Genomic DNA, 22,248 nt, shown 5'->3' with positions numbered 1-22,248 from the left:
AGAAACCGGGTTTTTGGCCGTTTCTGCTGGCCTCAACGAAGTATTCTGGAAAAAACCCGGTTTCTGACTACCCGTGGGTCAGTGATGTTCTAGATGAACAGCGCATATACTTAAAATACAACAACTACCCAAGATATTAAACACAACGAGTCAGTACAACCATGCCTGCTAAAGATGCCTTTCACGAAGTTGTTAAAATCGCTCTCCAGAAAGATGGATGGCAGATTACTCACGATCCATACACTTTACAGGCAGGAACTCTCGAACTTTACATCGACTTGGGTGCCGAAAAGGTGGTTGCCGCAGAAAAAGACGGACAGAAAATCGCCGTTGAAATCAAAAGCTTTATTGGCCCATCCAAAATCTCCCAATTTTACACAGCTTTAGGACAATTCATTAGTTATCGAGCAGCTTTACAACAACAAGAAACTGACCGCATTTTATACCTAGCCGTACCCAGCAATGTCTACGATAGTTTTTTCACAATGGGGTTTATTCAGTCTTTAGTTCAACAAAATCAAATTCATTTGATGATTTACGATATAGAGCAAGAGGCGATCGCACAATGGCAAATGTAGACCTTTACAGGCAGCACATCCAAACTCTGCTCTCCCAACACGCTAGTCTTGTTTGGGATGAGCGCATTCAGGCTCAAACTATCTTTGATGTCGAGCGCGATCATTATCAATTAGTATATGTCGGCTGGCGCAATCAGCGGCGAATTTATGGCCCGGTTTTGCACCTGGATATTATGGACAATAAAATCTGGATTCAGCAAGATGGAACCGAGGTGGGTATTGCTAACGAACTCGTAGAATTGGGAGTTCCCAAACAAGATATTATACTTGGTTTTGACCCTCCTAATATGCGAAAATTAAGTGAATTTGCCATAGAATAAATTAGGTTTAACTGCTCCAGTAGTTTCTTTATTCTTGAAGTTCCCGATCGATTTCTTCAACAGTTCTGGAGACATGACGCCTGCGGATTTCTGTAAGCAATTCCAACACCTTACGCCGCCACGGAGGCTTTTCTGGTATAATTACAAAAACTTCAACTTCTTCACCCACAGATCCAGGCGGCACTTGAATTTAAAGTTTATTTGCTGCAATAACTTTGGTTGTAATCCGTATTGCTGACTGCATACTTCCTCCTTGGCGACGCTCAATTTTCAACAGCCCCTAAAGCTTTGAGCGTGGCTTTTTCAGCCTCCGTTAAACCCGTAACACCCTTGATATTCATCTCCTCATAAGGTCTGTCACTTTTGAGTATTTTGAGGCACTCACCCGTCTCAATCTCCCAAATCATAATTGTGCCATCCCGACTGCAACTAGCAATCAGTGTATCATCATAATTGAAGGCAAATGAGTTAATTCTACTGGGGTTATATTGGAAAATTTTTAGACACTCACCTGTACGGATATCCCATAATCTTACCGTGTGATCGACACTTCCACTAGCAACTAATTTACCAGAATAACTAAAGGCAACTGAACGTATCCAATCAGTATGCCCGTGAAAAATCTTGAGGCATTCACCGCTGTTGATATCCCACAGTCTTATTGTTTGATCCACACTTCCACTGGCAAGTATTTCACCGTTCTGGCTAAAGGCGATCGCGCGTGCCCAACCCGTATGTCCCTGCAATATTTGGAGGCATTCACCAGTATGGATATCCCACAGCCTCACCGTTCCGTCATAACCTGTACTGGCAAATATCTCGCCCAAAGGACTGAAGGCAACCGAGTATAATGAACTGTTATGCCCTTGCCAGGTTTTGAGGCATTCACCAGTGTTGACATCCCACAGCCTCACCGTTTGGTCATAACTACCACTGGCCAGTATTTCACCCGAAGGACTAAAGGCGATCGACCTTACTTCTTTTCCACTCTCTAGCAAAATATTGAGGCATTCCCCAGTGTTGACATCCCACAGCCTCAGCGTTTGGTCATAACTTCCGCTAGCAAGTATTTCACCGTTTGGATGGAAGGCAACTAAATGTACCCGATCGAGATGACCCTGCAAGATTTGGAGGCATTCACCAGTATTGATATCCCACAGCCTGACAGTTTGTTGGTCATCGCCGCTGGCAAGAATTTCACCGTTTGGACTAAAGGCTACTGACCTTACTTGAGTGCTATGCCCTTGCAACGTATTCAAGCATTCACCGCTGTTGATAGCCCACAGCCTCAGCGTTTGGTCATAACTACCGCTAACAAGTATTTCACCCGCAGGATGGAAGGCAACTGACCCTACTTGATTGCTATGCCCCTGCAAAGTATTCAAGCATTTTCCAGTGCGGATGTCCCACAGCTTTGCTGTTTGATCGTAACTTCCACTTGCGAGTATTTCGCTATTTGGACTGAAGGCTACTGACCGTACTTGATCGAAATGTCCGTCCAAAGTTTTGAGACATTCACCGCTACCGATATTCCACAGCTTCACTGTTTTGTCGCCGCTGCCACTAGCAAGCATCTCACCAGCAGAATTGAAAGCCACTGAAAACACGTTTTTAGTATGATTTTGCAAAGTTTTGAGACATTCACCAGTACCGATATTCCACAGCCTCACTGTTTTGTCGCCGCTGCCACTGGCAAGCATCTCACCAGCAGGATGGAAATCAACTGAAAATACAACTTTAGTATGGCCTTGCAAAATTTTGAGGCATTCACCCGTGCGGATATCCCATAACCTTACCGTGCGATCGAAACTGCCACTAGCGAGTATTTTTCCATCAGGATTGAAGGTGACAAACATTACTGATTCCGTATGTCCCTGCAACACTTTTAAACATTCACCACTCTTGACATCCCATAACTTGATTGTTTTGTCATAGCTGGCGCTAGCAAGTATCTCGCCGTCTGGACTGAAGGCGACAGATTCCACGACGTTGGTATGTCCTTTACAGGTCAATATTTCTTTTCCACTGCTACCTTCACAAATGCGAACTACGCCATCACTATCACCTGTAGCTAACAGTTTGCCATCAAGAGTAAATATTACCGATCGCACGCTGCCGAAGATTTTAGTAAAATCAGAATTAGCTAAATTTGCTTCAGTCAAATTGACGTGGCGCAGACTAGCATTTGTCAAATCAGCACCTAAAATAACTGCACGAGAAAGGTCTTTTGCTTCTAACGCAGTTCCATCGATTTTCACCAACAGCGTCGCCGCATTTCCTCCCACATAACCTACCTCACTTTCTGTTTTTCCCCGCGTTGCTTCCAGAATTTCCAATAATTCCTCCGTAGCTGCCCCTACATCAAGGCAGGGCCGGCACGAGGCTAAAGCCCCTACCATCGGCAACAACAAATCCATCACAGCTTTCGTCAGCGGCGCGTGTCCGAAACTCTGACGGAGTTGACCTAAATCTTCAGCAACAAATCCCTTCAAAGCTGCGATAAGTTCGTTGTTATTTCTCTTCTGGGCCTGAAGCCGACAATAATTAGACCAAGTATATTCTTGAGGTGCTGCATCAGGGTTGACACAAGACTGTTCAGGCGCAACTAATTCGGTAAAATCTGCGGCCAAAACTCCCAATTCCGCCGCAAATTTGTAAGCGACAAAAAACTCTAATAACGAACGGTGCGCCGGAGTATAATCGCCATCAGCATTGCGGATCAGCATTGTCTGACCCATCATGTCGTAGTGCCAGTGGTCTAAGTCTTTTTCCTCTTGGACGACGGAACCAAACAGGTTGCGAATGCGATCGGGAAAACCGCGATAATTCAGGCTCATTTGGTCGGTAGACAGCATTTCCCAAGACAGTTCGCACAAAAAGTAAAGCTTATCTGCTACAGAAGTAAAAGTACGTTCTGCTTTGATATCTCTCTCTATCTTTCGCCGCACCGCATACAGATATATCCGCGACATATCGACTGGTTTTCCTGCTTCAATATCGGGCAATGCTTCCAAAATTAACTCGGTCATCACCGGGCGACGCGCTAAATCCAATAGTTGCGGGTTTCCCATCACTTTTTCCACTGTCGCGGCTTCTGTTTGAAATGACAGCGCTTGCCCAATTTGCTCGTCGTTAAATTTTTCTAATTCTAATACTTCAAATTGGGGAGTTTCGCCTGTTAAAATAGTTGTTGATGCTGGCAGTTCTGCATTGAACAATGCCCGTCCTTCCTTGCCTTCAGGAAAGTGTTCGGTACGGCAAGTGAGGATGACTTTTGCGCCGGGAACTACGGTTTTTGCTAATTCCCAGAAGTTGTTGATGGTTTCTTGCCGATCGCACTTAGCGGCCATTTCATCAAAACCATCGAAAATCAACAGAAATTTGCCCATGCGATTGAGTTGTTCAAATGCCGAATAACCCGCCAAAGGTATCTCGTGCTTGCGAAAGAAAAACTCGGAAAAGAGCGACTCGACACTAACTGCTTTGGCGTAATCTCGCAAAGGAATTACTAACGGCAAACGCGGACGTTCTAAACCGCGCTTTTGAGCTTCTTTGTAGCGTTGCAGCGCCATCCAAGCGTAGTGCATCGCAAACCAAGTTTTTCCAGTCCCAAATTCTCCTAAAACTGAAATATGTTCTTTTACTGGATCATTCAACCACAGGTCAATATAACCTTCGATCCAGCCATCTCGTCCGTCATAATGACTCACGCCTATCTTGCGGTGAGTATCGGGGTCAATTTCTTCTTTCGTACAAGCTAGCGGCACATATTTAGTATCAATTTCTCGGCTAGTAATTTCTGTTTCTAGCCAATCCAGATAAGCGGTAAAATCGGCATCTTGGTCGAGTAATTCATCAAACGTATAGCAAGCTAAATTACGATTTTCGGCTTTCTCTACCTCATCCCGCGCGGCGCGACTGATGCGGCGGGCTGTGACTAACCAGCCTTCATCGGTGCGCTGTTTTTCCACCGATTCGCGCAAAGCTGAGATATCCCTGAGTCCGGCTTCTCCGGCAATTCCGCGCACTAAAATGCGATCGTACCGATTGCGTCTGACAGGAACATTGATAATCCATTCAAAATAGTTATCTTCCGAGATTTGATAGGTTTCAAACTTATAACTTAATGTTTCAAACCACCCGCGAACTTGTTGTGATAAAATAAAAGCTTGAGACTTTTGAATATTCGTTGATGATGCTGCCGGAAGTGCGGGATAATCTTCGGCTTCCAACCGCGCAAATTCGGTGCGAATTCCTTCGAGGGTGGGGAGGCGTTCGATGCGATCGAGCACCATAGATAGGCGTTTTTGCAAAGAGGCGATCGCATTTCCCACCATCAAATCTCCCAGCGTCCGCGTCCGCTTTGCGACTTCCATAAACACGGCGGCAAATGCCATGAATTCCCGTCTGGGGTCAATGCCTAAATCTCGAATTTCTTGGCCCAAAGCACTTTCGTTGAGAAAGTCATCGCCTGCTTGAATTAAAATGGCGGGGCTATCGGACTCGAAAGCTTTGCGAAATGCTGATTCAATCTCTTTTTGGCGAAATAGTTCTAAAATCTGCTTGGGTTTGCCTGCGCCGTACTCTACTAAAGTATAAACATACACTCCGCTAAAATCTGCGGGCGGAGCATCGGGATCGAGGTTAAATCTTTTTAATAATTTGATGACAGCTTCGTTGCGCTGAAGCTTGTCTTTGATAGTGCCGAAGGGAATTGCCGTCAGGAGGCTGATAACTAAGTCGAGACTAATTAGCATGATTTAGGCTTTCCTGTTTGTCCGTGGGAGTAATGCTCAAATCTAGAATCGGTAGCTGTGTCCCTGAAATGTGTTGCGGCAGCAAACTGCTGTAATTCTATGTTAACAGGAGTTACGCACTCCGGCAAAAGAAACCGGGTTTTTACAGACTCTGCTGGCTGGAACGAAATTTTTTCGGAAAAACCCGGTTTCTGACTACCCGTGCGTAGGTTCTATTCAGTTAATTAGCTTAGCATATTTTACAAAAAATGACAATAATAAAACTGATCGATAACCGATCTATTTGCTAGTAAAATTAACTGTCATATTAGTTGTTATATCCTGACTGCAAAAGTTAAAATATAGATAACTAACAAATAAATCTTGCTATCTATGAAAATACAATCTTCTGTCTTAGTCCACCTGGGATTTGGCAAATATGTACGCTCCGATCGAGTAACAGCAGTAATACCAATTGAAGAAGAACGGGGGCCCGGTCGCCGCACTTTCGTGCACGTTGATGGCGAAGCAGACCCGATCGTTGCTTCGCGCGCGGAAGATACAATTGTTCGCGATTTGGTGCAGGAACCGCACGAAATAACTCAAGCTCGGCAGCAACAAGAAATCCTGCAAGATTTGCTGGCAGATTTGAGCAATGTTAACGTCACCGTGCGCCGCATCAGCCGCGATGAAGGCGGACTCGATCTCGAACGTTTGGAGCGCCGCATTCGCCAAATTTTAGACGCCTAAAAAAAAAGACCGCCCGGGCGGTCTTTCCGATCGTTGAGATATCTTGCAAAAGTCCTTTTAGTCAAATGTTGGAACGGGATCTGTGGCCCGTTCCAACCTATTTTTGCAAGAGGTCTTTTGTGTCGCAGTAAACTTTAACTTAAGGGTTTCAATGTAATTTCGATGTCCGCTAAACCGGTGAGTTTTTCCACCAGGGGCTCTTCTTCAACTCGCGGTACAAAAATAGTTAAACCTCCCGGAACGCACTCAATAGAAACTGGAGTCATGCCGATGATTTCGCCGTCTACAACCACTTTTTGAGCAGGATCGGCACTAATTGTTACTTTTTTTGCCCGCAAATAACCGATGTCGTCGCGATCCGTAGCATTGCCGCTCAAAGCTGTTTGCAATAGGTGATAAGAAGCTGCGATCGCCCCAGCTTTATTCTCGGGCGCCACCAGCGTTACGTCCAGCAAGCCGTCATCAAAAATAATTCCGGCAGGCCCTTGAGCTAAAATGGAAGTAGGCGGCGCTGCATTCGCCACTGTCACTGCTACAGCAGTCAGGCTGATAATTTTATCTTCAGTTTCGATTTCCGCTTCAAATCTTTCTAAATTGTTTAACTGTTTAATTCCTGACAAAATGTAAGCCAGCATTCCCCAGCGATTCTTCATTTCGCGATCGGCAAGTTCGACGGTTTCCGCCTCAAAACCCACTCCAGCTAACAAAACCATCGGCATTTCACCGTTGCAAATCCCGGCATCCACCACCCGCGTCAACCCTCCCAAAATAGTGGCGCAGGCGGCTTCAATTGTATTCGGAAGGTCTAAAGCATTAGCAAAAGCATTAGCAGTTCCCCGCGAAATAATTCCTAAAGGAATATTTGTGCCCACAATCGCGCCGGCAACCGCTGATAATGTGCCATCGCCCCCGGAAGCAATAATTGCCTCAACTCCCCTAGCCACTGCTTCGCGGGCAATTTGATCTGCGTCTACTTCTGGGGTTGTCAGCCGAATGTCTAAGTCAATAAAAGGCTCTAAAAGTTCCTGAATTATAGCTAAGTCTTGGTCGGGGTCGCTGTTACCGGCGACTGGATTGAAAATTAGACAAGCTGAACGTTTCATAGTTGGTAATAGGTAATAGGTAATGGGTAATGGCTGAACTCAAACCCTAGATTTTTTTCGTTTGTATCCAAGTTTCGCTCGCCATCGCATCCCCCTTAACAAGACAAATTTTGACTGTTCTTATCCCCCTTATTAAGGGGAGTTAAGGGGGGATCGAGACTCAAACTATAACGCTGATTGATATCATGTCCGATCGAGTGACCGCGATTAAAAGGGCGGGTTTTTGAGATTGGAGATTGTTGGCAGGTATTGGCAGGTTTACCCGCCCTTACCGTATTAGGGGTAATCGACCGGACATAATATGAGACATGGTTTTAACATTAAGTTTACACAAATGCCATGCCCGCTAAACTTCGACAACAACCCTCACCTATTTTTCAAAGGTTTAATTAAGACTTGACAAAAGTCCACTCTAAGAGTTTGCGCGGAGCTTTTTGCAACGCTTCCTTGATTTCCTGGTTGCTGTCGAACTTGACTTTATCCAAGTGGCACGCTTCGACGTTAACAGTAAACTTATCGTCTTCAAAAGGCCAAGGAGTTACAGTCACAAGTTCGTTGCTGTTCTGTACAATATCGTAGCGCTTACCGTCCGGGCCGACACTAATTTCTAAAGCTCGTTCTCCGGCGGGTAACTCGCGGCTGCAAAGAATTAATGATAGCCGATCGCACCACTGAAAAAAAGCATAAGCTGCTTTAGCATCTTTCTCGGAAATTTGCAACTCTTTTTGCCATTTTTTTTGATTTTCCAGTTGTTCGTCCAAAAACTCGTCGAGTTCCTTGGACTCTCCCCGCTTGCCTTCGTTGAGATAGCTCATGTGCATAGAAATCAGCATGGCTACCCAGCGACCGCGATATAGGGCATTCTGCGTCATGGCTTTAATTTTCGGCACAGAGGTTTCCGTCTGCAATGTAAAATCAAAGGGCGCGCCCGCTTCAGTCAAAATATTTTCTTCCCACTCTTTCTCCAAATCATCGTGATGCGAAATAGCCGCTATGGTTTCGTAGAGGCGAACCGGAGATTTCGAGCGCTTCCACTGTCCGCCAAGTTGCGCCGCGAGCAAAGCGTGGGCCCGGTGGTAAATAATTTCCCACCCGGTGGCGGTTAAGTTAGCAATCATTGAGTTTTTCTCCTGAATTAAGTTGAGTGCAAAGATGAGACGAGCAATTGCTTTAATCTTTGATTGATAGATCGACCGCAGATGCAAGCCAGATTAACGCTGATTAACGCAGATAATTTCCTGTTATGGCGATCGCATGAATGCAATGCGAGTCTATTGAAGTTTTCGGGGTTTGAGAGAGAATCTTGAGAGTTTCAAGCTGAGGAATTAAGCCGTTTGCTGCGGCAAAACCCGATCCTGACGGCAGCTTCATTCGTTAAATTACAAAAGGTTCGATCGAGATATCCTGCCATTTCCCCTCAAATCGTTCGACAACCAAAGGTCGGATGCGGAACTTGGGGGGACACCCGTCGAGAACATCAATCCGCAAACACGAATAAGGACGGCGTTTGTGGGAACCTTGACCGCTGCGGCCGACAAAGAGCAAAGATTCCGCTATCCGCCGAGAGCCTTTTTGCGATCGCCCGCCCTCACGCGCCAGCCGATCGGCTTCTGGACTCAATACTTCCTCCAACACCGGCCCTTCCGGGCGCTGGCGGCGGAGACTGTGCCCGCTTCCCCCGCAGACAATCCAATTAATCCCAGAGTCGCCGTGTCCGGTATCCCCAGTCCGCAGGTATTCCAAACAGTGAGCGTGGCCGGTCAGCACCAAATCTACTAGCGGACGCCCCCGCGCCGCCTCCCCAACTGCATCGGCCACCCCGTCGAGTACCTCGCGCAATCGCAACCGAACCGCCAAAGTTTGAGCTTGATTCCACTTTGTCGCCTCGGTCACGTAGGGGGGATGGTGCAGGTAAATTACCCGCCCCCGCACCTCGGAATCAGCCCAAGACGCAATCAGTCTTTTTTTCAGCCATTCGAGCTGTTCAACGTCTGTAGCTGTTTTGTAGGGGGACAGTTGTTTGTCAATGTCCATCAGGATTTCGTCAACTTGCTCTAATTTGGCGGCTAAGTCGTCTAGCTGTTCGGCTTCCTCGGGAATTAGGGGGTTGAGCCGAGCGCAGATTTCGAGCATTGCCAATTTTTCTTGTTCCAACTTCTGCCGGTCGAGTTCCAAATTCTGGCGGCGAATGTCGCCCTGTTTGGTTTTCGGGATCGGTAACGGTTCGTTGAAGGTGTTGGAGTCGAGGGCGAAGAAGTCGATGCCGCCGCTGCAGAAGGTGTAATAGCGGTTGGGTAAGCGGGTAAAGCGTCCGGGTTGGTAGCGGAGGCAGCGGCCGGTGCTGGTGCTGGCAGTGTAGTGGGCGTCTAGGTGGCGATCGAGCTCTCCCGGCATTTTGTGAGCTTTGAGGTAGTCCAGAAACGCTTTAGCGTAGGTATTTCCGCGATCGGAACCGTGCCAGCCGACATCGAGATCCAATTTGGAACCCAACAGCCGGCGCAGCGGCAAAGCTGTCGCCGACAGAATGCCGTAGACTATGGGCAAGTCGTAATAGTCGTGGTTTCCCGGTACGGGTAAAAACGGAAAGTTAAACACCATGCGATCGTAAGCAATCCGAGAGGGATGCTCGCCGCCGACTATAAATTCTCGGTAGGGGCGAATAAAGTTTTGCAAGTAATATTCGCTGGAACCGACGAGATAAACTACATCGCCCGTGTGGAGGAGGAAACGGCAATTTTCGCGCTCCGAGAGCATCAGTTCGGCCACTTGCCGCTGGGGATTGTGGCCGCGGTGGTTGCCCGTGCCGCTGTCGCCTACTACTAAAAACGAAAACTCTGGAGAGTCGGTGGTTGGAGTTTCTAAAACTATCCGAGTTTGGTCGATTCCCCGATTGACGATCGACTGTTCTTGCCACCGCACCCGCTCTTTCATTTTGCGGATTTTGACTGTTATTCGCGGGTCGGACACGAATTTCAATTCACCTCTTCTCCCAAATTGCTGAGTTCTTAGTTAATCATAGTGTAGCGATCGGGCCAGTTTTTACCTCTCTCTAAAAGCTGAAAATCGAGGCGCGGGTACTCAGAAACCGGGTTTTTTACGAGAATATTTCGTTAAAACCGACAGCAACGGTCAAAAACCCGGTTTCTTTGGTTTGAGGCGCGGGTACTCAGAAACCGGGTTTTTTACGAGAATATTTCGTTAAAACCGACAGCAACGGTCAAAAACCCGGTTTCTTTGGTTTGAGGCGCGGGTACTCAGAAACCGGGTTTTTTACGAGAATATTTCGTTAAAACCGACAGCAACGGCCAAAAACCCGGTTTCTTTGGTTTGAGGCGATCGCCCCGTATCTAAACTCAAATAAGGGCTGTGCAAATTATGCACAATTGAGTCCCAGCAAGCCATGCAGCTTTTGCCCAGATGTCTGGTGTTTTTGCGAAATAGTTTTAACGTTCTGGACTGGAGGAATTAAACCCCCTAAGCCTTACCTCCCCGCAACTATTGCCTAGGAGTGTTCAGGTTTTATTTGATAATCTCAATCAACACTCAAGGCATCGAACCACTGTAAAATCCGATTCCATGCCCACCACCGATCGCGATCGGCAAATTGATGCTGACAGCGTTTACTACTGATATACCCAACATGACCGCCGCAGGCTGTCAGCACTAATTCTAAGGCTGGATTGTTCGCGCTAATGGCTTGCAACTCAGAGACAAGCACCGGGTCAAACATCGGATCGTCTGCTGCATAAAGGATGAAAGTGGGTTTTTTGAGGTGAGGCAAAATGTGTAGAGCGCTGCTAGCGTCATAGTATTCTTCCACAGAGGAGAAACCTAACCGCCCAATTACCAGTTCGCGGTCAAAGCCCCAAATACTGTTGGCGCGTTCAATAGCGGCAGGATCGATCGCCCCCGGATGCGATGCGACGATCTGTTTTGCTAGTTTTTTTAACTGTCGCGCGATCGCTTTTTCTAAAAATTTCCCCCACTCATCTTTAACTAGATAAGACAGAGAACGGTTCGAGTCCAAGCTGGGGCAAATCACCGCCGCGCCTGCTAGTTCTGACTCTTCGATCCCTAAGTCAGGTCCCCAATCTGCGATCGTCTGAGCTGATTTTACCGCCCACAACGCTAATTGTCCGCCCAGGGAATAACCCGTGAACCAAAAAGGGGCGGGACATCCCATTTCTTTAGCCGCGGCAGCAATCCGAACGAAATCTTCGCCTTCGTACAGGCCATCAGAAGTCAGGGTGGGAGAGAGTTGGGCGGTTTTGCCGTGAGCTCGCCAGTCAAATAATACCACTGCACAGCCTTGGGCATAGGCTTTACGGCCTAGTAGCCTGAGAAACCATTGATTATCCAGATCGCCAGTAATGCCGTAAGTGCCGACAATGGTATATCGGGGATTTTCGGGGATGGCAACCCAGCCGAAAATCGGGACTCCACAGGCACCAGTGAAGATGTGTTCTCGGTAAGGGGGCTCTGGGTCAGCGATCGTCTTTTCCCAGCGGCGACTAGCCCTTAATGCGGTGTACAACGTCATTAACAGGCCGTTGTTCAGCAGCCAAGGCGGAGTATAGGCAATGTTGACAACTCCCCGTCCTGAAGGAGCGGGGATTCTTAGTTCCTTGGGACTACTCATGTAGCTTGCCCTCCCCAAAATTCACTGCGATTTGCCCAACCGCTGTATATCCACGCTGCAACACCACTTGCGCGGCTGCCACATCTCGATTCGTTTCATAGCCACAGGTTTGACATCTATGTACCCGTTCGGATAGTTCTTTTTTGCCTGTATGGGTTTGACATCTGGGGCAGGTTTGACTGGTTCCGTTTGGGTTTACAGACGCGAAGTACGCACCTCGCTTAAAGCAAACATGACCCAAGATATTCAGGAACTGACCAAACCCTGCATCAAGCGTGTGCTTGCTCATCATTCCGGCTGACATTGCTTTGAGGTTCAAGTCAGAAGCAAATACTGTTTGGGCTGCGTTACATAAATGATGTGCGGTCTTAAAATGAAAGTATGAGCGACTGTTCGACATGTATTCGTGGTGCAAGGCTATTTGGTGATGAATTTGACGAAACTTTCTAGAGCCTTTTTTCTGGCGCTTGAGTTGACGTTGCAGCAATTTCAGCTTGCGTTGTCCATCCACAAAGAATCGAGGTCTATCAATCAATTCACCATCCGAAGTTGCCAAAAAATATTCTAACCCTAAATCAATCCCTAATCCATGCCCTGAAGGTGAGGCTTGAGGCAGTTGGACATCACATTGCAAAGTGAGCATGGCATAGTAGCCAGAAGCCCTCTTAACAACGCGAATTTGCTTGACATCAAACCCTTCAGGGATTGGACGCGACAGGTGCATTTTGACGCTTCCAATCTTGGGCAGGTTGACCCAATCGGCATCATCAAATCGTTTAACGGATTCTAGATTCAATTGAGGGAACACAAATGAGCGCATCCGCTTTTTGAATCTAGGAAAACCGTGTCCTCGTTCCCACATCGCCACAAACGCTGCCTCTAGTTGGCGCAACGCCTGCTGCAAGACATGGGTGTGAGGCAGTTTCAACTCAGGAATTAACTTCTTTGCCAAGGCCAATGATTTGCATTGGCGGGCAAAGGTTGGACGCGGTGCATCACCAGGGATAATGTATTCCTGCTTGATGCTGCACGAGTTGATATCACACTTACGAGAATTAACCCAATCTTTTCGTTCTCGCAATCCAAAGTTGTAGACTTGGCGGCAAATATTGAGCCACTGGTCGAAAGTTTGGCGTTGCGTATCGGTAGGAATGAGCTTGTACTCGTAGGTTAGATTTAACATACAACCATTGTAGAGCACACCTGAATAAATGCGGTGCTGTTTATTCAAAAACCTTGCTTGAGAGATTCCGAACCGAAAGTCCCCGTAGAAGGGGGAGGCTTGTATCCCATTTTTTTGGTCAAGAGTGGTATTCGCTGTATCGCCACTCACCTCAAGCCGGAACCCCCCAGCAAGTCCGCACTCACAGCAATGGCTGTTCAGCTAAAACAGAAATCGGTTGGGGCTGGACTTGGCGAGGGAGCTCGCTAACCCTCCCGACATCAAAAAAACTCAAAACTCTTGTGGTATCGCTTTTGTGTCGCAAAACGTCAGAGTATAATAGACTAGAATATCTCAAGCCGGAGCTGGGTCTACGGTTAAGCATTGCCAACCTAATTAGACTTTGAAATTGATTGATGAGTATGGTAGCTATTACAGAAATCTGTTTCCAGAAGTCCGAAGCTTTGAAGCTTTTACCCACCTTCATGCTGGAATAATTTATAACTCAAATCCCAGTTGGCATCGAGTTACAAACACACCGAAACAGAGAAACTCAAAGGCATAATTAGCACCCAATTCATCCAGATGCTACGCCTCAACAAAAACCGGATGAATTACTTAGACAAGTTCCAGCAAATGGTTGATGAATATAATGCAGATCCCGCAATGTGGAGATATTCTTTGCCGATTTGGTGGAGTTTGCCCAAGAACTCAACCTTGAGGATAAACGTGAAATCTCCTAGAACTTAGCAGAGCAAGAATTAGCAATTTTTCACCTGTTGATAAAACCAGATACTATACCATTTCTCTAAAATCGTGCAACACTCTTCGACCCCCCCTAGCCCCCCCGCTGCATTGCGGGGGAGGAAGAAGAATACTGTTGCATTCTTTTTTAAAATTGGTATTACTTTAACCGAACAAGAAAATCACGAAATTAAGAAAGTAGCAAAGGAGCTTTTGTCAACCCTCAAGAAAAAAAAAATAGTCTGAGATTGGCGCAGGCGACAGCAAACCAAGGCAGCAGTTAAAGTGGCGATCGAGGAAATTTTAGCTCGACTGCCAGAAAGCTACTCAACCGAAGCGTATCAGAGGAAATGCCAAGAGATTTACCAGCACGTCTACGAATCTTATTCTGAGACCGGACGCAGTATTTACACCGCAGCAGCTTCAAGGTGGTGTAAATCCCACCCACAGCTTTTGTCAAAAATTCATCATAAATTTCTCAAAAATTTATCAAGGCTTAACCAAGTTTTTGTCACTTTTACTGTAATTTATGATACAGCTCGCGCAGGTTGCCCGCATCTCCACAAATCCAGAATTGTTAATATTTAATTTTCCTATCTCCCTCCCTCTCGGGAGCATCTCATATTTGTAAAAACACTTCTTCTGGCTTCTTCCTTCTGCCTCTTGCCTTCTGCCTCCTGCCTCCTGCCTCCTGCGCCTCAAAACTCCAATTTCTAGCTGGGCTGCTTTTATTGAGATCCTCCCTCCCTCTCCCTCTCTCTTTCTCTCTCCCCCCCTCTCCCTCTTGCCCTCCCCCTTCTCTCTATTTCACCCTAGAATTTGCAATTTTTAAGTCACAAATCATAGCACGATCGCAGCGGGTTTTGATACCATGCAATCAAGCGCAAGACGATCAGGGAATGCACTGGAGGTGCGTAAATGGAGCTTTTGGGAGAACAAAAACGCTGTTTGGATGGCTTGGTAAGCTCGATCGAGCAATTGGGAGGTCGAGTAGACATTGCGAAGCTAGAGCAGATAGCCGAGCTAATCATTCAAACGATGAGAGGGCCTTGGCGCTACTTTCACACGTCGGAACACATTTTTGAGGTGGGGGGGTCAGTCGATCCGATCGAGGTGCTGGCTGCGCTGTTTCACGACCTTGTATACGTGCAAGTGGATCAGGGCGTTAGTTTCAATATTAGTAGCGCCCTTTGTCCTTTTGTCAAAGAAGTGCGATCGCAGTTAGTTATTAAAGATGAAAGCGAACTGCCCGACGATACCATGTATCAGCTAGTGGCCTCAGTCTTTGGGTTTGTTCCCGGCAAGACTCTCTCTCCGTTTGGCGGCCAAAACGAATTTTTGAGTGCCGTGATTGCTGCCAAATCTTTGGAGCCTTTTTTGCCAGCTAGTACGATCGCCCAAATCGCCGCTTGCATTGAGGCTACTATTCCTTTTCGTCCGGTTTCGCCCAGTGGTTTGAGCGCGATCGAACTTTTGCACCAGCGGCTGGTAAGTATAAATCGCGATTTTGATTTCGGATGGACTGATGCCGAAACCGTTGAAATTGTCAAGCGTTCTGTCAGGTTAGCCAATCGGGATGTAGAGAATTTTGCCTCTCCAAATTCCTCTAATTTCTTAGACAATACTTGGAACTTGATGCCAGAAACCAACCACGAATTGGGGAATGCCAATTCCTATACTGTTGGTGGATATCGCAGGTCTCTGCAAAAAATGGAAGGATTTTTGAAGTTCCTCAAACCAGAACTGGTTTTCCAGCAGTTTATGCAAGAGCCGGACGATGCCACCTACGCTCACCTGATTGCCATAACTCGAAAAAATATCGAAGTTGCTAAACTTTATCTGGGGATAAAACTAATTACCATCGCCATTTTAGAAGCTCTTTCCTACCGTTTGGGGCGCGATATTCCGCTGTCAACTATGATGGGAGAATTGCGCACGCCTGGATTTAAAACCTCTGTTTTGGAGGACTACTTGCCCAACCGACCCAGTGCCTATCCTCTAGACAGTCAGTTGCAAAGAGAAGTGTTAGACCTGCTAGAAATAGGACGCAATCAAGAATCGCGCTATGATATTAAAAACTCCCCGGTTTCTACGTTTATTATCAAATCTATCGGCTTTGCTGAAACAGAAAACTTTTTGAAGAAAGCTCAAGAGTTTTTTGCAGACCCTACTTCGTCGGAAGAGTTTCTGTCTTACTGTTCTCCCGATGTCATCGACACCATCTCTTCCGGGGTTATGAAACTCTTTGACAGCAGGAAGATGGCTTTAGGGAAAGTTAAATTAGCTCACCAAACTGTTTCTTAGCCAATCCCGGACGCACGAGACCCAAAAAACCCGGTTTCTGGTTGTCAGGTTCGAGGGTATACGACCAAATTACCTCAAGAAACCGGGTTTTTCCGTCCAGGACTGTGTTAGCAAATGTTTGCACAATCAGTTGGCGATCGCACAAACCTAGTTTCTTGAGTTCAGCCACGATGTTCTGTTAGTGGGACTTAGACATTTTCAGGCCGCTAAAGGGTCTGAAAACCTCTCACTCGCAAGAGAAAGAGGTCGATGACCTAAAAATTCCTGAAACCTTTGTGAATACTAGATTTATACCCATTCGAGCTAAAAGTCTCTCTGTATCTAGGTTTGAAGCTATTTTCGCCTCACTTTTTCTCTATGTCGCGCTAATTTTGGTATGTATTGAAAAAATATCAATTTAAACCATAAAAAAAGTCCTCTTTAAAGGACTTTGGCTATGACTCTGGGGTTGGAACCCCGGGCGGAATAATTCCAAATTAAACTTCTATGGCTGTGAACCAGGGGCACCCTCTGCACCAGAGTTGCTATTAGGTACAGCCGTATCCGCAGGATTAGAATCGCTCCGGCTTTCGGTATTAGTTTCGGTATTAGTTTCGCCGCTCGTACCTGCTCCAGAAGCACCATTATCTTGAGTTGGAGATGGAGTAGCTGAACTCTCAGGTGCTGGAGTTGGCGGAGTGGAAGCTGGCTCATTCTGCGGAGTCGGAACCGCAGTATTGGTATTATTTGACGGCGAAGATGGAGAAGGCGCTGCTTGCTGAGCGGGTGCATCTTGCTGCTGTGAGTTTGGAACCGTAATATTGATATTGGGAGCCGGATTTGCTTGAGGAGCCGGAGTTGCGTTTTGAGCTGGACTTGGTTGAGGAGCAGGCGTAGCCTTTTGAACTGGAGATGGTTGAACCGGAACCGGAACAATCTTTTCAACGATCGTTTTTTCTCTCTCTACAGTCCGAGTCGGAGCAGGTGTTGCTGAAGGCTGATTCGCTTTCGGTACAACAATTACAGGAGCAGCAGTAGGAGTAGGAGCCTCCTCGCCCCGATTGAAGTAATATACACTGCCCAGAACTAAGCCTGCCAAAGAAGCAAGAAGAATACCTAACAGTAACCCGCGACCAGCATTCTCATTATCGCGGACTTCTTGGACTCCAAGTTGACGGTGGTTTTCCGCCATTTCACCCTGTACGTAACCTTGGTGATGAGCTGCTTCTTTAGAAGCCTTCACCGCTGTACTCGGAACACTTGTAGTGGTTCGGGTTGTACTGACGTGACCGTTACTTGCATCTGTGTGAACCTCTTGATGAATTTCACGGCTAGAGCTATTTTCTTCGTTAGGTTTCATAATTATCTTCGTCACAACTCTTCAAAAAAATTTTGTCTGTAGGAGATGCTCTGGTTGGAAAACTTGAGCTAAGCTGTTGAGCATTTAAATCACTTATTTCAACTCACTGTCACGATTCAGACAAGATTTAGGTGTAAACGTTGGGCGTTTTGCTCATACCCACTTTAAATGCTTAACAGCTTTCTGCTTAGCGAGTTTAGAGAACTTTTGGTTTTTCCTTCATCTGTATCTAATATAACTCGCCAACGCCTTAACCAGGCTCTACCCTCAGAGCGATCTCCAGAGTCCCCTAAAGGAATAGAAATAACGGCACTTAAACAAAGAATACGGGCTAAATTAGTTATTTATAATGCTTGCTCTGCAACCAGATAACGTTAAAAGATGAGCAATGACAAAGAAAACCCCCGCCGCAATGCCCCCTGCTTCGATCGATTGTGTCAAAGATTTGACGATATCTTTCGTCATCAAGCCCAAAAAGGGGAGTTTAGGAACTATTTATGCGGATTATTGGGAGAAATGGAGCCAAAAAATCTCTTGCAGATGGTGGCACATATAGCAATCCTTGCAGGAGTCGTAAAATTTTTACCCCACCCCAACCCTCCCCGAACCCGCGGGGAGGGAGTAAGAAATTCACAAATGATTTAGGATTGCTATAGCATCGGAGTAATTTATCTCAAATTATACACTTTTTTAAAGGCAGCGCCTTGGTCATTCAGTCAAATGAATCAACGCCGTCTGGAGGTAATGAATCAGTGTCACCACACCAGGATTAGTCGAGGATTTAGCTCGATCGTAGATGATTGAGATCGCCCTTAAAAGTAGCAACTTTACTGCCGGAGTGGGAAGGCAATAGATGACGTGAAATCTGGAAAACTCAGAATGAAGTAGTAACAGTTACCAGCCATCTATTTATAAAGCCAGTTTGGGCTTGAAATTTGTTTAAGTCCGGTTATATAACCATTATTACGTTAGTAGTAATCAAGGCAAGTTTTTTCGGCTCCAGAAAGAGATGAAGAGCGTACTCACTACCAACAAGCTTGATTAGGGGAAATTAACCGGACATCAACTATTACTAACAACTGAGTTTTTTTACTCTGTTCTTTCAATGATGATGGTCAGGTGAGCGACTAATGCACCTATCGCTCCTACTGCTGCAATGACTGGAAACAAAGCCGCACCGATTACTCCGCCGACTACTCCTACTGTCAGAGGAACTTCTACTAAGATCCGTCCCTCTTCATTTTTGATAATGATGCGGCGGATATGGCCTTCGTGCATCAGTTCTTTAACTTTAGCAACCAAATCGTCGCCGTTAATCTTCAACTCCTCGACGCTAACTTTTTGCTGAGTATAAGCAGGGGTTTCTAAAGGAGTCGTTTCAAAATTAACCTCACTAACTTTTTGGGCAGAAACTTTTTCCGATACAGGTATTGATTCGAGTTCTCTTGCCCCGACAGGTTCTTGTTCGCGATCTGTAGGTGTGTCCATTTTTTGTTCTCCTTTTAGGTAAAAGTATTTTTGTATAGAATTATTTAGAAACATAACACGCAACTTTTTTTAGATCAATCATTCTTTTGGGTGATATTGCGGCTGCTGTCGTGCTTTTCTTTGTTCATCTTTGACAATCAAGCAATTTCGTCCGGGACCCCCGGATTCATGCCGGGAGGGAGAAAAAAGCTCGGAATCCTCATCGCAAGCCCCCGGATTTATCAGTAGGGTCGCTTTCTACAATCTACAATCTAAAATCTACAATCTAAAATTGATTGGCGGCGAGAGCCTAAAATCCTGCCTGCGCGGGCGTTAGCTGCCGACTCGCCTTGTGCTGCTTGGTTAACTGTCAGCCTCTGAGCCTCGCACGGCTGCAGTCTTCAAAAACCTCAGATCCTGACAGTCAAAGGATTAGAGGGAGATTCACACTCTCAGAGACTCAGACTCAACAGGTGTACAGGTTGAAATACTGACATTGTACTGAAAGTGCGATCGTCAGCCCGTGTATAGAGTTAGCACATTTAGTTCGGCAAACCGCACATGGAAACCGTCGCTTACTTTCCTCAAATGTCATTTCAATTTAGCTCAGTGCGATCGCCAAACCAAACCCGACCCCCTGAGCTTCCTCATCAAATCAACATCTTAGAGTTTCTAATGAGAATTGCCTAAAATAAAGGGGGAGGAGAAGTAACTGCGATCGCAATATCGCAACCAAACCAACTTCCTCAAATTGAAGTTGAGCTTGGGGAAAAGTCGGGTAAAATAAAATTATTTCCTTCTGCTTCCTCTTTATTCTCCGTATCCGATTTGCCAGCGACAAAATTTGAAGATCGAGTTGGCGGCCCGACGGTACTTTTTTGCAAACTTTTAAAGCACATCAAGCGGATGTGTGAATGTGAGTTCTAGTTGCGATCGCACAACTTTAGGATCTGCCGGAAAAAATTTGTCTGTGAAGCTTTGGAGTCTTGATGCGGCTAAAGTATAAGCTGCCGAACTTGACAAATTGCTCGCAATCGGCTGTCCCTAGTGCGAAGACTACCTACAATACAATCCCTGGGTTGAGTGCGATCGGCATTTGTGCGAAACAACTGACAATTGAGATTTCTTGGCAATTCCCCGACACGGATTTGGCGTGATTTCTCAAATAGGCGATCGGCTGCTGACTTGTCGCTATTCTTGTCTTATTGTAATATAATTTTACGCAACGGGTAATACCCAATTTACTGCCACAAGTTGCAGGTGTCTGTCAATCTGAAGCAAATTAATGTCCTCAAACATTAACAATAGTTATGAGTGTTATATTCGGATTAGTAGAAGCTTGGATATATAAAATTTACTACATAGTCACGTTTCAAACGGGTGTCTGCTGTTAAATCAATCTAACCTGCAATATCGTTTCGGGGGATACCAGCACGATTTAAGGCAAAGAAAATCCTGCTGAGTTAACTGGATTCGAGCGAGCAGAGGGAAGTTGATGACCGAGCTATAAAAAGAGTTGAAAAGGCAGTCTAAATAGCAGGCAAGACTCCAGCAGCCAACCGCTACTGCCAATTACCAAAGGAGGGAGCAGTGTATGAAACTGACGGGTTGAGTCCCCTGAAATCGCCGCTTGGTTTGCGATCGACTCTACAGGAATTAACCCTGTACGACTTTCTCCTAGAGTCTGACCGTCCGGGGGACGAAGTTGCTAAAATTTTTCAAGCAAACCCTTTAGTTCCCGGCATAATCATTACTCAGCAAGGAAAGTTTACAGGGATGATTTCGCGGCGGCGTTATTTTGAACACATGAGCCGCCCCTACAGTTTGGAGTTATTTTCTCAACAGCCTTTGTTCATACTTTACCGCTTTACTAAAACTGATATGTTGGTTCTCGATCGCGAAACCTCGATTATGACGGCCGTGCGGCAGTCTTTGGAGCGATCGCCCGAACTAATCCACGAACCCATTGTAGTACAAGTAGAACCCGAAACTTACAAACTTTTAGACGTACATCAACTGCTGCTTTCTCAGTTGCAAATTCACGAATTATCAACAGTGGCGATGCGCGAGTCGCAAGCGCAATTGAGACATCAAGCCCAACAGCTAGAACTTGCCCTGCTGGAACTTCAGCGCACTCAAACTCAATTAATTCAAACCGAGAAAATGTCTTCTTTGGGGCAGTTAGTAGCAGGAGTAGCTCACGAAATCAACAATCCGATCGGCTTTATATACAGTAATTTGCACCACGCTAAAGAGTACACGCAAGGTTTAATGCGGATGCTCGACCTCTACCGACAGCACTGTCCCGAATCCATCGCAGCAATTGAAGCAGAAGCAGAAAAAATCGAACTCGATTATTTAGTTGAAGACTTGCCGAAAGTGTTAAATTCCATGCAGCAAGGTGCAGAAAGAGTGCGCGACATTGTTTTGTCGCTGCGGAATTTTTGCAGGTTAGACGAAGCCCAAATGAAGCAGGTCAACATTCACGACGGTATCAACAACACGATTATGCTGTTGCAAAGCCAGCTTAAAGGGAAACCGGGGCAGGAGGCGATCGCAATTCACAAAGAATACAGCGACTTGCCGCTGGTGCATTGCTATCCCGGACAGCTCAATCAAGTATTTATGAATATTTTAGTTAATGCCATTTACGCTCTTGTTGAGTCGAACAAACACGAAAATGTCGAGAAAACAAGCCATAAAAAGTCCCAAGCAGGCGACCAAAAAGAGTCCTGTACAAATAGTCAATCATCAATTGCTAACTCTACTCGCCTGCTTCCTGCGATTTGGATTCGCACGGAGTTAATTGAGAAAAAAAAGGTAATAATTAAAATTTCTGACAACGGCCCGGGGATGACAGAAGATGTTCGGAAGCGGTTGTTTGACCCTTTTTTTACTACTAAGCCCGTCGGCCAAGGAACGGGTTTGGGACTGTCGATTAGCTATGAAATTGTTGTCAACCAACACGGCGGCGAATTGAAGTGCTTTTCGGAACCGGGAAAAGGAGCAGAATTTGCGATCGAAATTCCACTTCAACAGTCTTCTGCAGCACAGATTTTGCCTCGCTTTGCGTGATACAGCAGAAAGAAGTTCGGCAACGAGAAAT

At 46.1% G+C, this 22,248-nt stretch carries 19 protein-coding genes; 7 read left to right on the top strand and 12 right to left on the bottom strand.

All coding sequences use genetic code 11. The features are described 5' to 3' along the window. Positions 1 to 161 precede the first annotated feature (161 nt). Together QUA99_RS17640 and QUA99_RS17635 are read left to right on the top strand one after the other, a co-directional pair. On the top strand, positions 162 to 578 hold the full coding sequence (locus QUA99_RS17640) for a XisH family protein (RefSeq protein WP_242717021.1): 417 nt from the start codon (positions 162 to 164) through the stop codon (positions 576 to 578). Further along, positions 566 to 898, top strand: a complete 333-nt coding sequence (locus tag QUA99_RS17635) for a XisI protein (protein ID WP_333239051.1) — start codon at positions 566 to 568, stop codon at positions 896 to 898. Before QUA99_RS17640 ends, QUA99_RS17635 begins: the two co-directional genes overlap by 13 nt. 28 nt (positions 899 to 926) lie before the next feature. Here QUA99_RS17635 and QUA99_RS17630 read toward each other — a convergent pair whose 3' ends face one another. After that, on the bottom strand, positions 927 to 1,082 hold the full coding sequence (locus QUA99_RS17630) for a hypothetical protein (protein WP_333239049.1): 156 nt from the start codon (positions 1,080 to 1,082) through the stop codon (positions 927 to 929). A 79-nt stretch (positions 1,083 to 1,161) separates the two neighbouring features. Continuing rightward, positions 1,162 to 5,655, bottom strand: coding sequence for a WD40 domain-containing protein (locus QUA99_RS17625; RefSeq protein ID WP_333239047.1), 4,494 nt, complete (start codon positions 5,653 to 5,655; stop codon positions 1,162 to 1,164). Between the two features lie 372 nt (positions 5,656 to 6,027). On the opposite strand from QUA99_RS17625, the gene QUA99_RS17620 reads away from it, so the two are divergent. Further along, positions 6,028 to 6,384, top strand: coding sequence for a hypothetical protein (locus QUA99_RS17620; RefSeq protein ID WP_333239045.1), 357 nt, complete (start codon positions 6,028 to 6,030; stop codon positions 6,382 to 6,384). Between the two features lie 134 nt (positions 6,385 to 6,518). Here QUA99_RS17620 and QUA99_RS17615 read toward each other — a convergent pair whose 3' ends face one another. From QUA99_RS17615 to QUA99_RS17585, 7 genes are all read right to left on the bottom strand, one after another. Beyond that, a complete protein-coding gene (locus QUA99_RS17615) occupies positions 6,519 to 7,487 on the bottom strand; it encodes a YegS/Rv2252/BmrU family lipid kinase (protein WP_333239043.1) in 969 nt (322 codons plus the stop codon). Between the two features lie 389 nt (positions 7,488 to 7,876). Then, the gene (locus QUA99_RS17610; RefSeq protein WP_333239041.1) at positions 7,877 to 8,605 is read right to left on the bottom strand and encodes a DUF3891 family protein; all 729 of its coding nucleotides are present in this window, start codon (positions 8,603 to 8,605) and stop codon (positions 7,877 to 7,879) included. A gap of 103 nt (positions 8,606 to 8,708) precedes the next feature. Further along, entirely contained in the window at positions 8,709 to 8,858 is a 150-nt protein-coding gene (locus QUA99_RS17605; RefSeq protein ID WP_333239039.1) for a hypothetical protein, read from the bottom strand. A gap of 3 nt (positions 8,859 to 8,861) precedes the next feature. Continuing rightward, positions 8,862 to 10,418 carry a metallophosphoesterase gene (locus QUA99_RS17600; protein WP_333239037.1) on the bottom strand — a complete coding sequence of 519 codons (1,557 nt, stop codon included), beginning with the start codon at positions 10,416 to 10,418 and terminating at the stop codon, positions 8,862 to 8,864. A 339-nt stretch (positions 10,419 to 10,757) separates the two neighbouring features. Next, entirely contained in the window at positions 10,758 to 10,889 is a 132-nt protein-coding gene (locus QUA99_RS17595; RefSeq protein WP_333239035.1) for a hypothetical protein, read from the bottom strand. Positions 10,890 to 11,019: 130 nt separating this feature from the next. Continuing rightward, positions 11,020 to 12,126: an alpha/beta fold hydrolase gene (locus QUA99_RS17590; RefSeq protein ID WP_333239033.1), complete on the bottom strand. Its 1,107-nt coding sequence runs from the start codon at positions 12,124 to 12,126 to the stop codon at positions 11,020 to 11,022. Continuing rightward, a complete protein-coding gene (locus QUA99_RS17585) occupies positions 12,119 to 13,309 on the bottom strand; it encodes an RNA-guided endonuclease InsQ/TnpB family protein (protein WP_445251022.1) in 1,191 nt (396 codons plus the stop codon). Before QUA99_RS17585 ends, QUA99_RS17590 begins: the two co-directional genes overlap by 8 nt. Positions 13,310 to 13,366: 57 nt before the next feature. Between QUA99_RS17585 and QUA99_RS17580 the strand changes: the two genes are divergently transcribed. Beyond that, positions 13,367 to 13,558, top strand: coding sequence for a hypothetical protein (locus QUA99_RS17580; RefSeq protein WP_333239028.1), 192 nt, complete (start codon positions 13,367 to 13,369; stop codon positions 13,556 to 13,558). 1,392 nt (positions 13,559 to 14,950) lie between these two features. Continuing rightward, positions 14,951 to 16,336, top strand: a complete 1,386-nt coding sequence (locus QUA99_RS17575) for a hypothetical protein (RefSeq protein ID WP_333239026.1) — start codon at positions 14,951 to 14,953, stop codon at positions 16,334 to 16,336. Here QUA99_RS17575 and QUA99_RS17570 read toward each other — a convergent pair. From QUA99_RS17570 to QUA99_RS17555, 3 genes are all read right to left on the bottom strand, one after another. Continuing rightward, positions 16,308 to 16,505, bottom strand: coding sequence for a hypothetical protein (locus tag QUA99_RS17570; RefSeq protein ID WP_333239024.1), 198 nt, complete (start codon positions 16,503 to 16,505; stop codon positions 16,308 to 16,310). The two genes, QUA99_RS17575 and QUA99_RS17570, sit on opposite strands and share 29 nt — an antisense overlap. Positions 16,506 to 16,820: 315 nt before the next feature. After that, positions 16,821 to 17,675, bottom strand: coding sequence for a hypothetical protein (locus QUA99_RS17565; protein ID WP_333239022.1), 855 nt, complete (start codon positions 17,673 to 17,675; stop codon positions 16,821 to 16,823). Between the two features lie 1,089 nt (positions 17,676 to 18,764). Further along, positions 18,765 to 19,163, bottom strand: coding sequence for a DUF4342 domain-containing protein (locus QUA99_RS17555; RefSeq protein WP_333239020.1), 399 nt, complete (start codon positions 19,161 to 19,163; stop codon positions 18,765 to 18,767). Between the two features lie 968 nt (positions 19,164 to 20,131). Here QUA99_RS17555 and QUA99_RS17550 point away from each other — a divergent pair. Then, on the top strand, positions 20,132 to 20,299 hold the full coding sequence (locus tag QUA99_RS17550) for a hypothetical protein (RefSeq protein WP_333343444.1): 168 nt from the start codon (positions 20,132 to 20,134) through the stop codon (positions 20,297 to 20,299). 433 nt (positions 20,300 to 20,732) lie between these two features. Beyond that, positions 20,733 to 22,217, top strand: coding sequence for an ATP-binding protein (locus tag QUA99_RS17545; RefSeq protein WP_333239018.1), 1,485 nt, complete (start codon positions 20,733 to 20,735; stop codon positions 22,215 to 22,217). Positions 22,218 to 22,248 lie beyond the last annotated feature (31 nt).

The sequence above is a fragment of the Microcoleus sp. F10-B2 genome (assembly GCF_036704965.1).
Lineage (GTDB): Bacteria > Cyanobacteriota > Cyanobacteriia > Cyanobacteriales > Microcoleaceae > Microcoleus.
Note: the sequence above shows the minus strand (reverse complement) of the source record. Positions and strands in the feature narration are given on the sequence as shown.

Bases quoted from the DNA above. Each gene is read 5' to 3' on its own strand.
- QUA99_RS17640 (WP_242717021.1), top strand. From the start codon at position 162: ATGCCTGCTAAAGATGCCTTTCACGAAGTTGTTAAAATCGCTCTCCAG.
- QUA99_RS17635 (WP_333239051.1), top strand. From the start codon at position 566: ATGGCAAATGTAGACCTTTACAGGCAGCACATCCAAACTCTGCTCTCC.
- QUA99_RS17625 (WP_333239047.1), bottom strand. From the start codon at position 5,655: ATGCTAATTAGTCTCGACTTAGTTATCAGCCTCCTGACGGCAATTCCC.
- QUA99_RS17620 (WP_333239045.1), top strand. From the start codon at position 6,028: ATGAAAATACAATCTTCTGTCTTAGTCCACCTGGGATTTGGCAAATAT.
- QUA99_RS17615 (WP_333239043.1), bottom strand. From the start codon at position 7,487: ATGAAACGTTCAGCTTGTCTAATTTTCAATCCAGTCGCCGGTAACAGC.
- QUA99_RS17610 (WP_333239041.1), bottom strand. From the start codon at position 8,605: ATGATTGCTAACTTAACCGCCACCGGGTGGGAAATTATTTACCACCGG.
- QUA99_RS17605 (WP_333239039.1), bottom strand. From the start codon at position 8,858: ATGAAGCTGCCGTCAGGATCGGGTTTTGCCGCAGCAAACGGCTTAATT.
- QUA99_RS17600 (WP_333239037.1), bottom strand. From the start codon at position 10,418: ATGAAAGAGCGGGTGCGGTGGCAAGAACAGTCGATCGTCAATCGGGGA.
- QUA99_RS17595 (WP_333239035.1), bottom strand. From the start codon at position 10,889: ATGGCTTGCTGGGACTCAATTGTGCATAATTTGCACAGCCCTTATTTG.
- QUA99_RS17590 (WP_333239033.1), bottom strand. From the start codon at position 12,126: ATGAGTAGTCCCAAGGAACTAAGAATCCCCGCTCCTTCAGGACGGGGA.
- QUA99_RS17585 (WP_445251022.1), bottom strand. From the start codon at position 13,309: ATGTTAAATCTAACCTACGAGTACAAGCTCATTCCTACCGATACGCAA.
- QUA99_RS17575 (WP_333239026.1), top strand. From the start codon at position 14,951: ATGGAGCTTTTGGGAGAACAAAAACGCTGTTTGGATGGCTTGGTAAGC.
- QUA99_RS17565 (WP_333239022.1), bottom strand. From the start codon at position 17,675: ATGAAACCTAACGAAGAAAATAGCTCTAGCCGTGAAATTCATCAAGAG.
- QUA99_RS17555 (WP_333239020.1), bottom strand. From the start codon at position 19,163: ATGGACACACCTACAGATCGCGAACAAGAACCTGTCGGGGCAAGAGAA.
- QUA99_RS17550 (WP_333343444.1), top strand. From the start codon at position 20,132: ATGCGGCTAAAGTATAAGCTGCCGAACTTGACAAATTGCTCGCAATCG.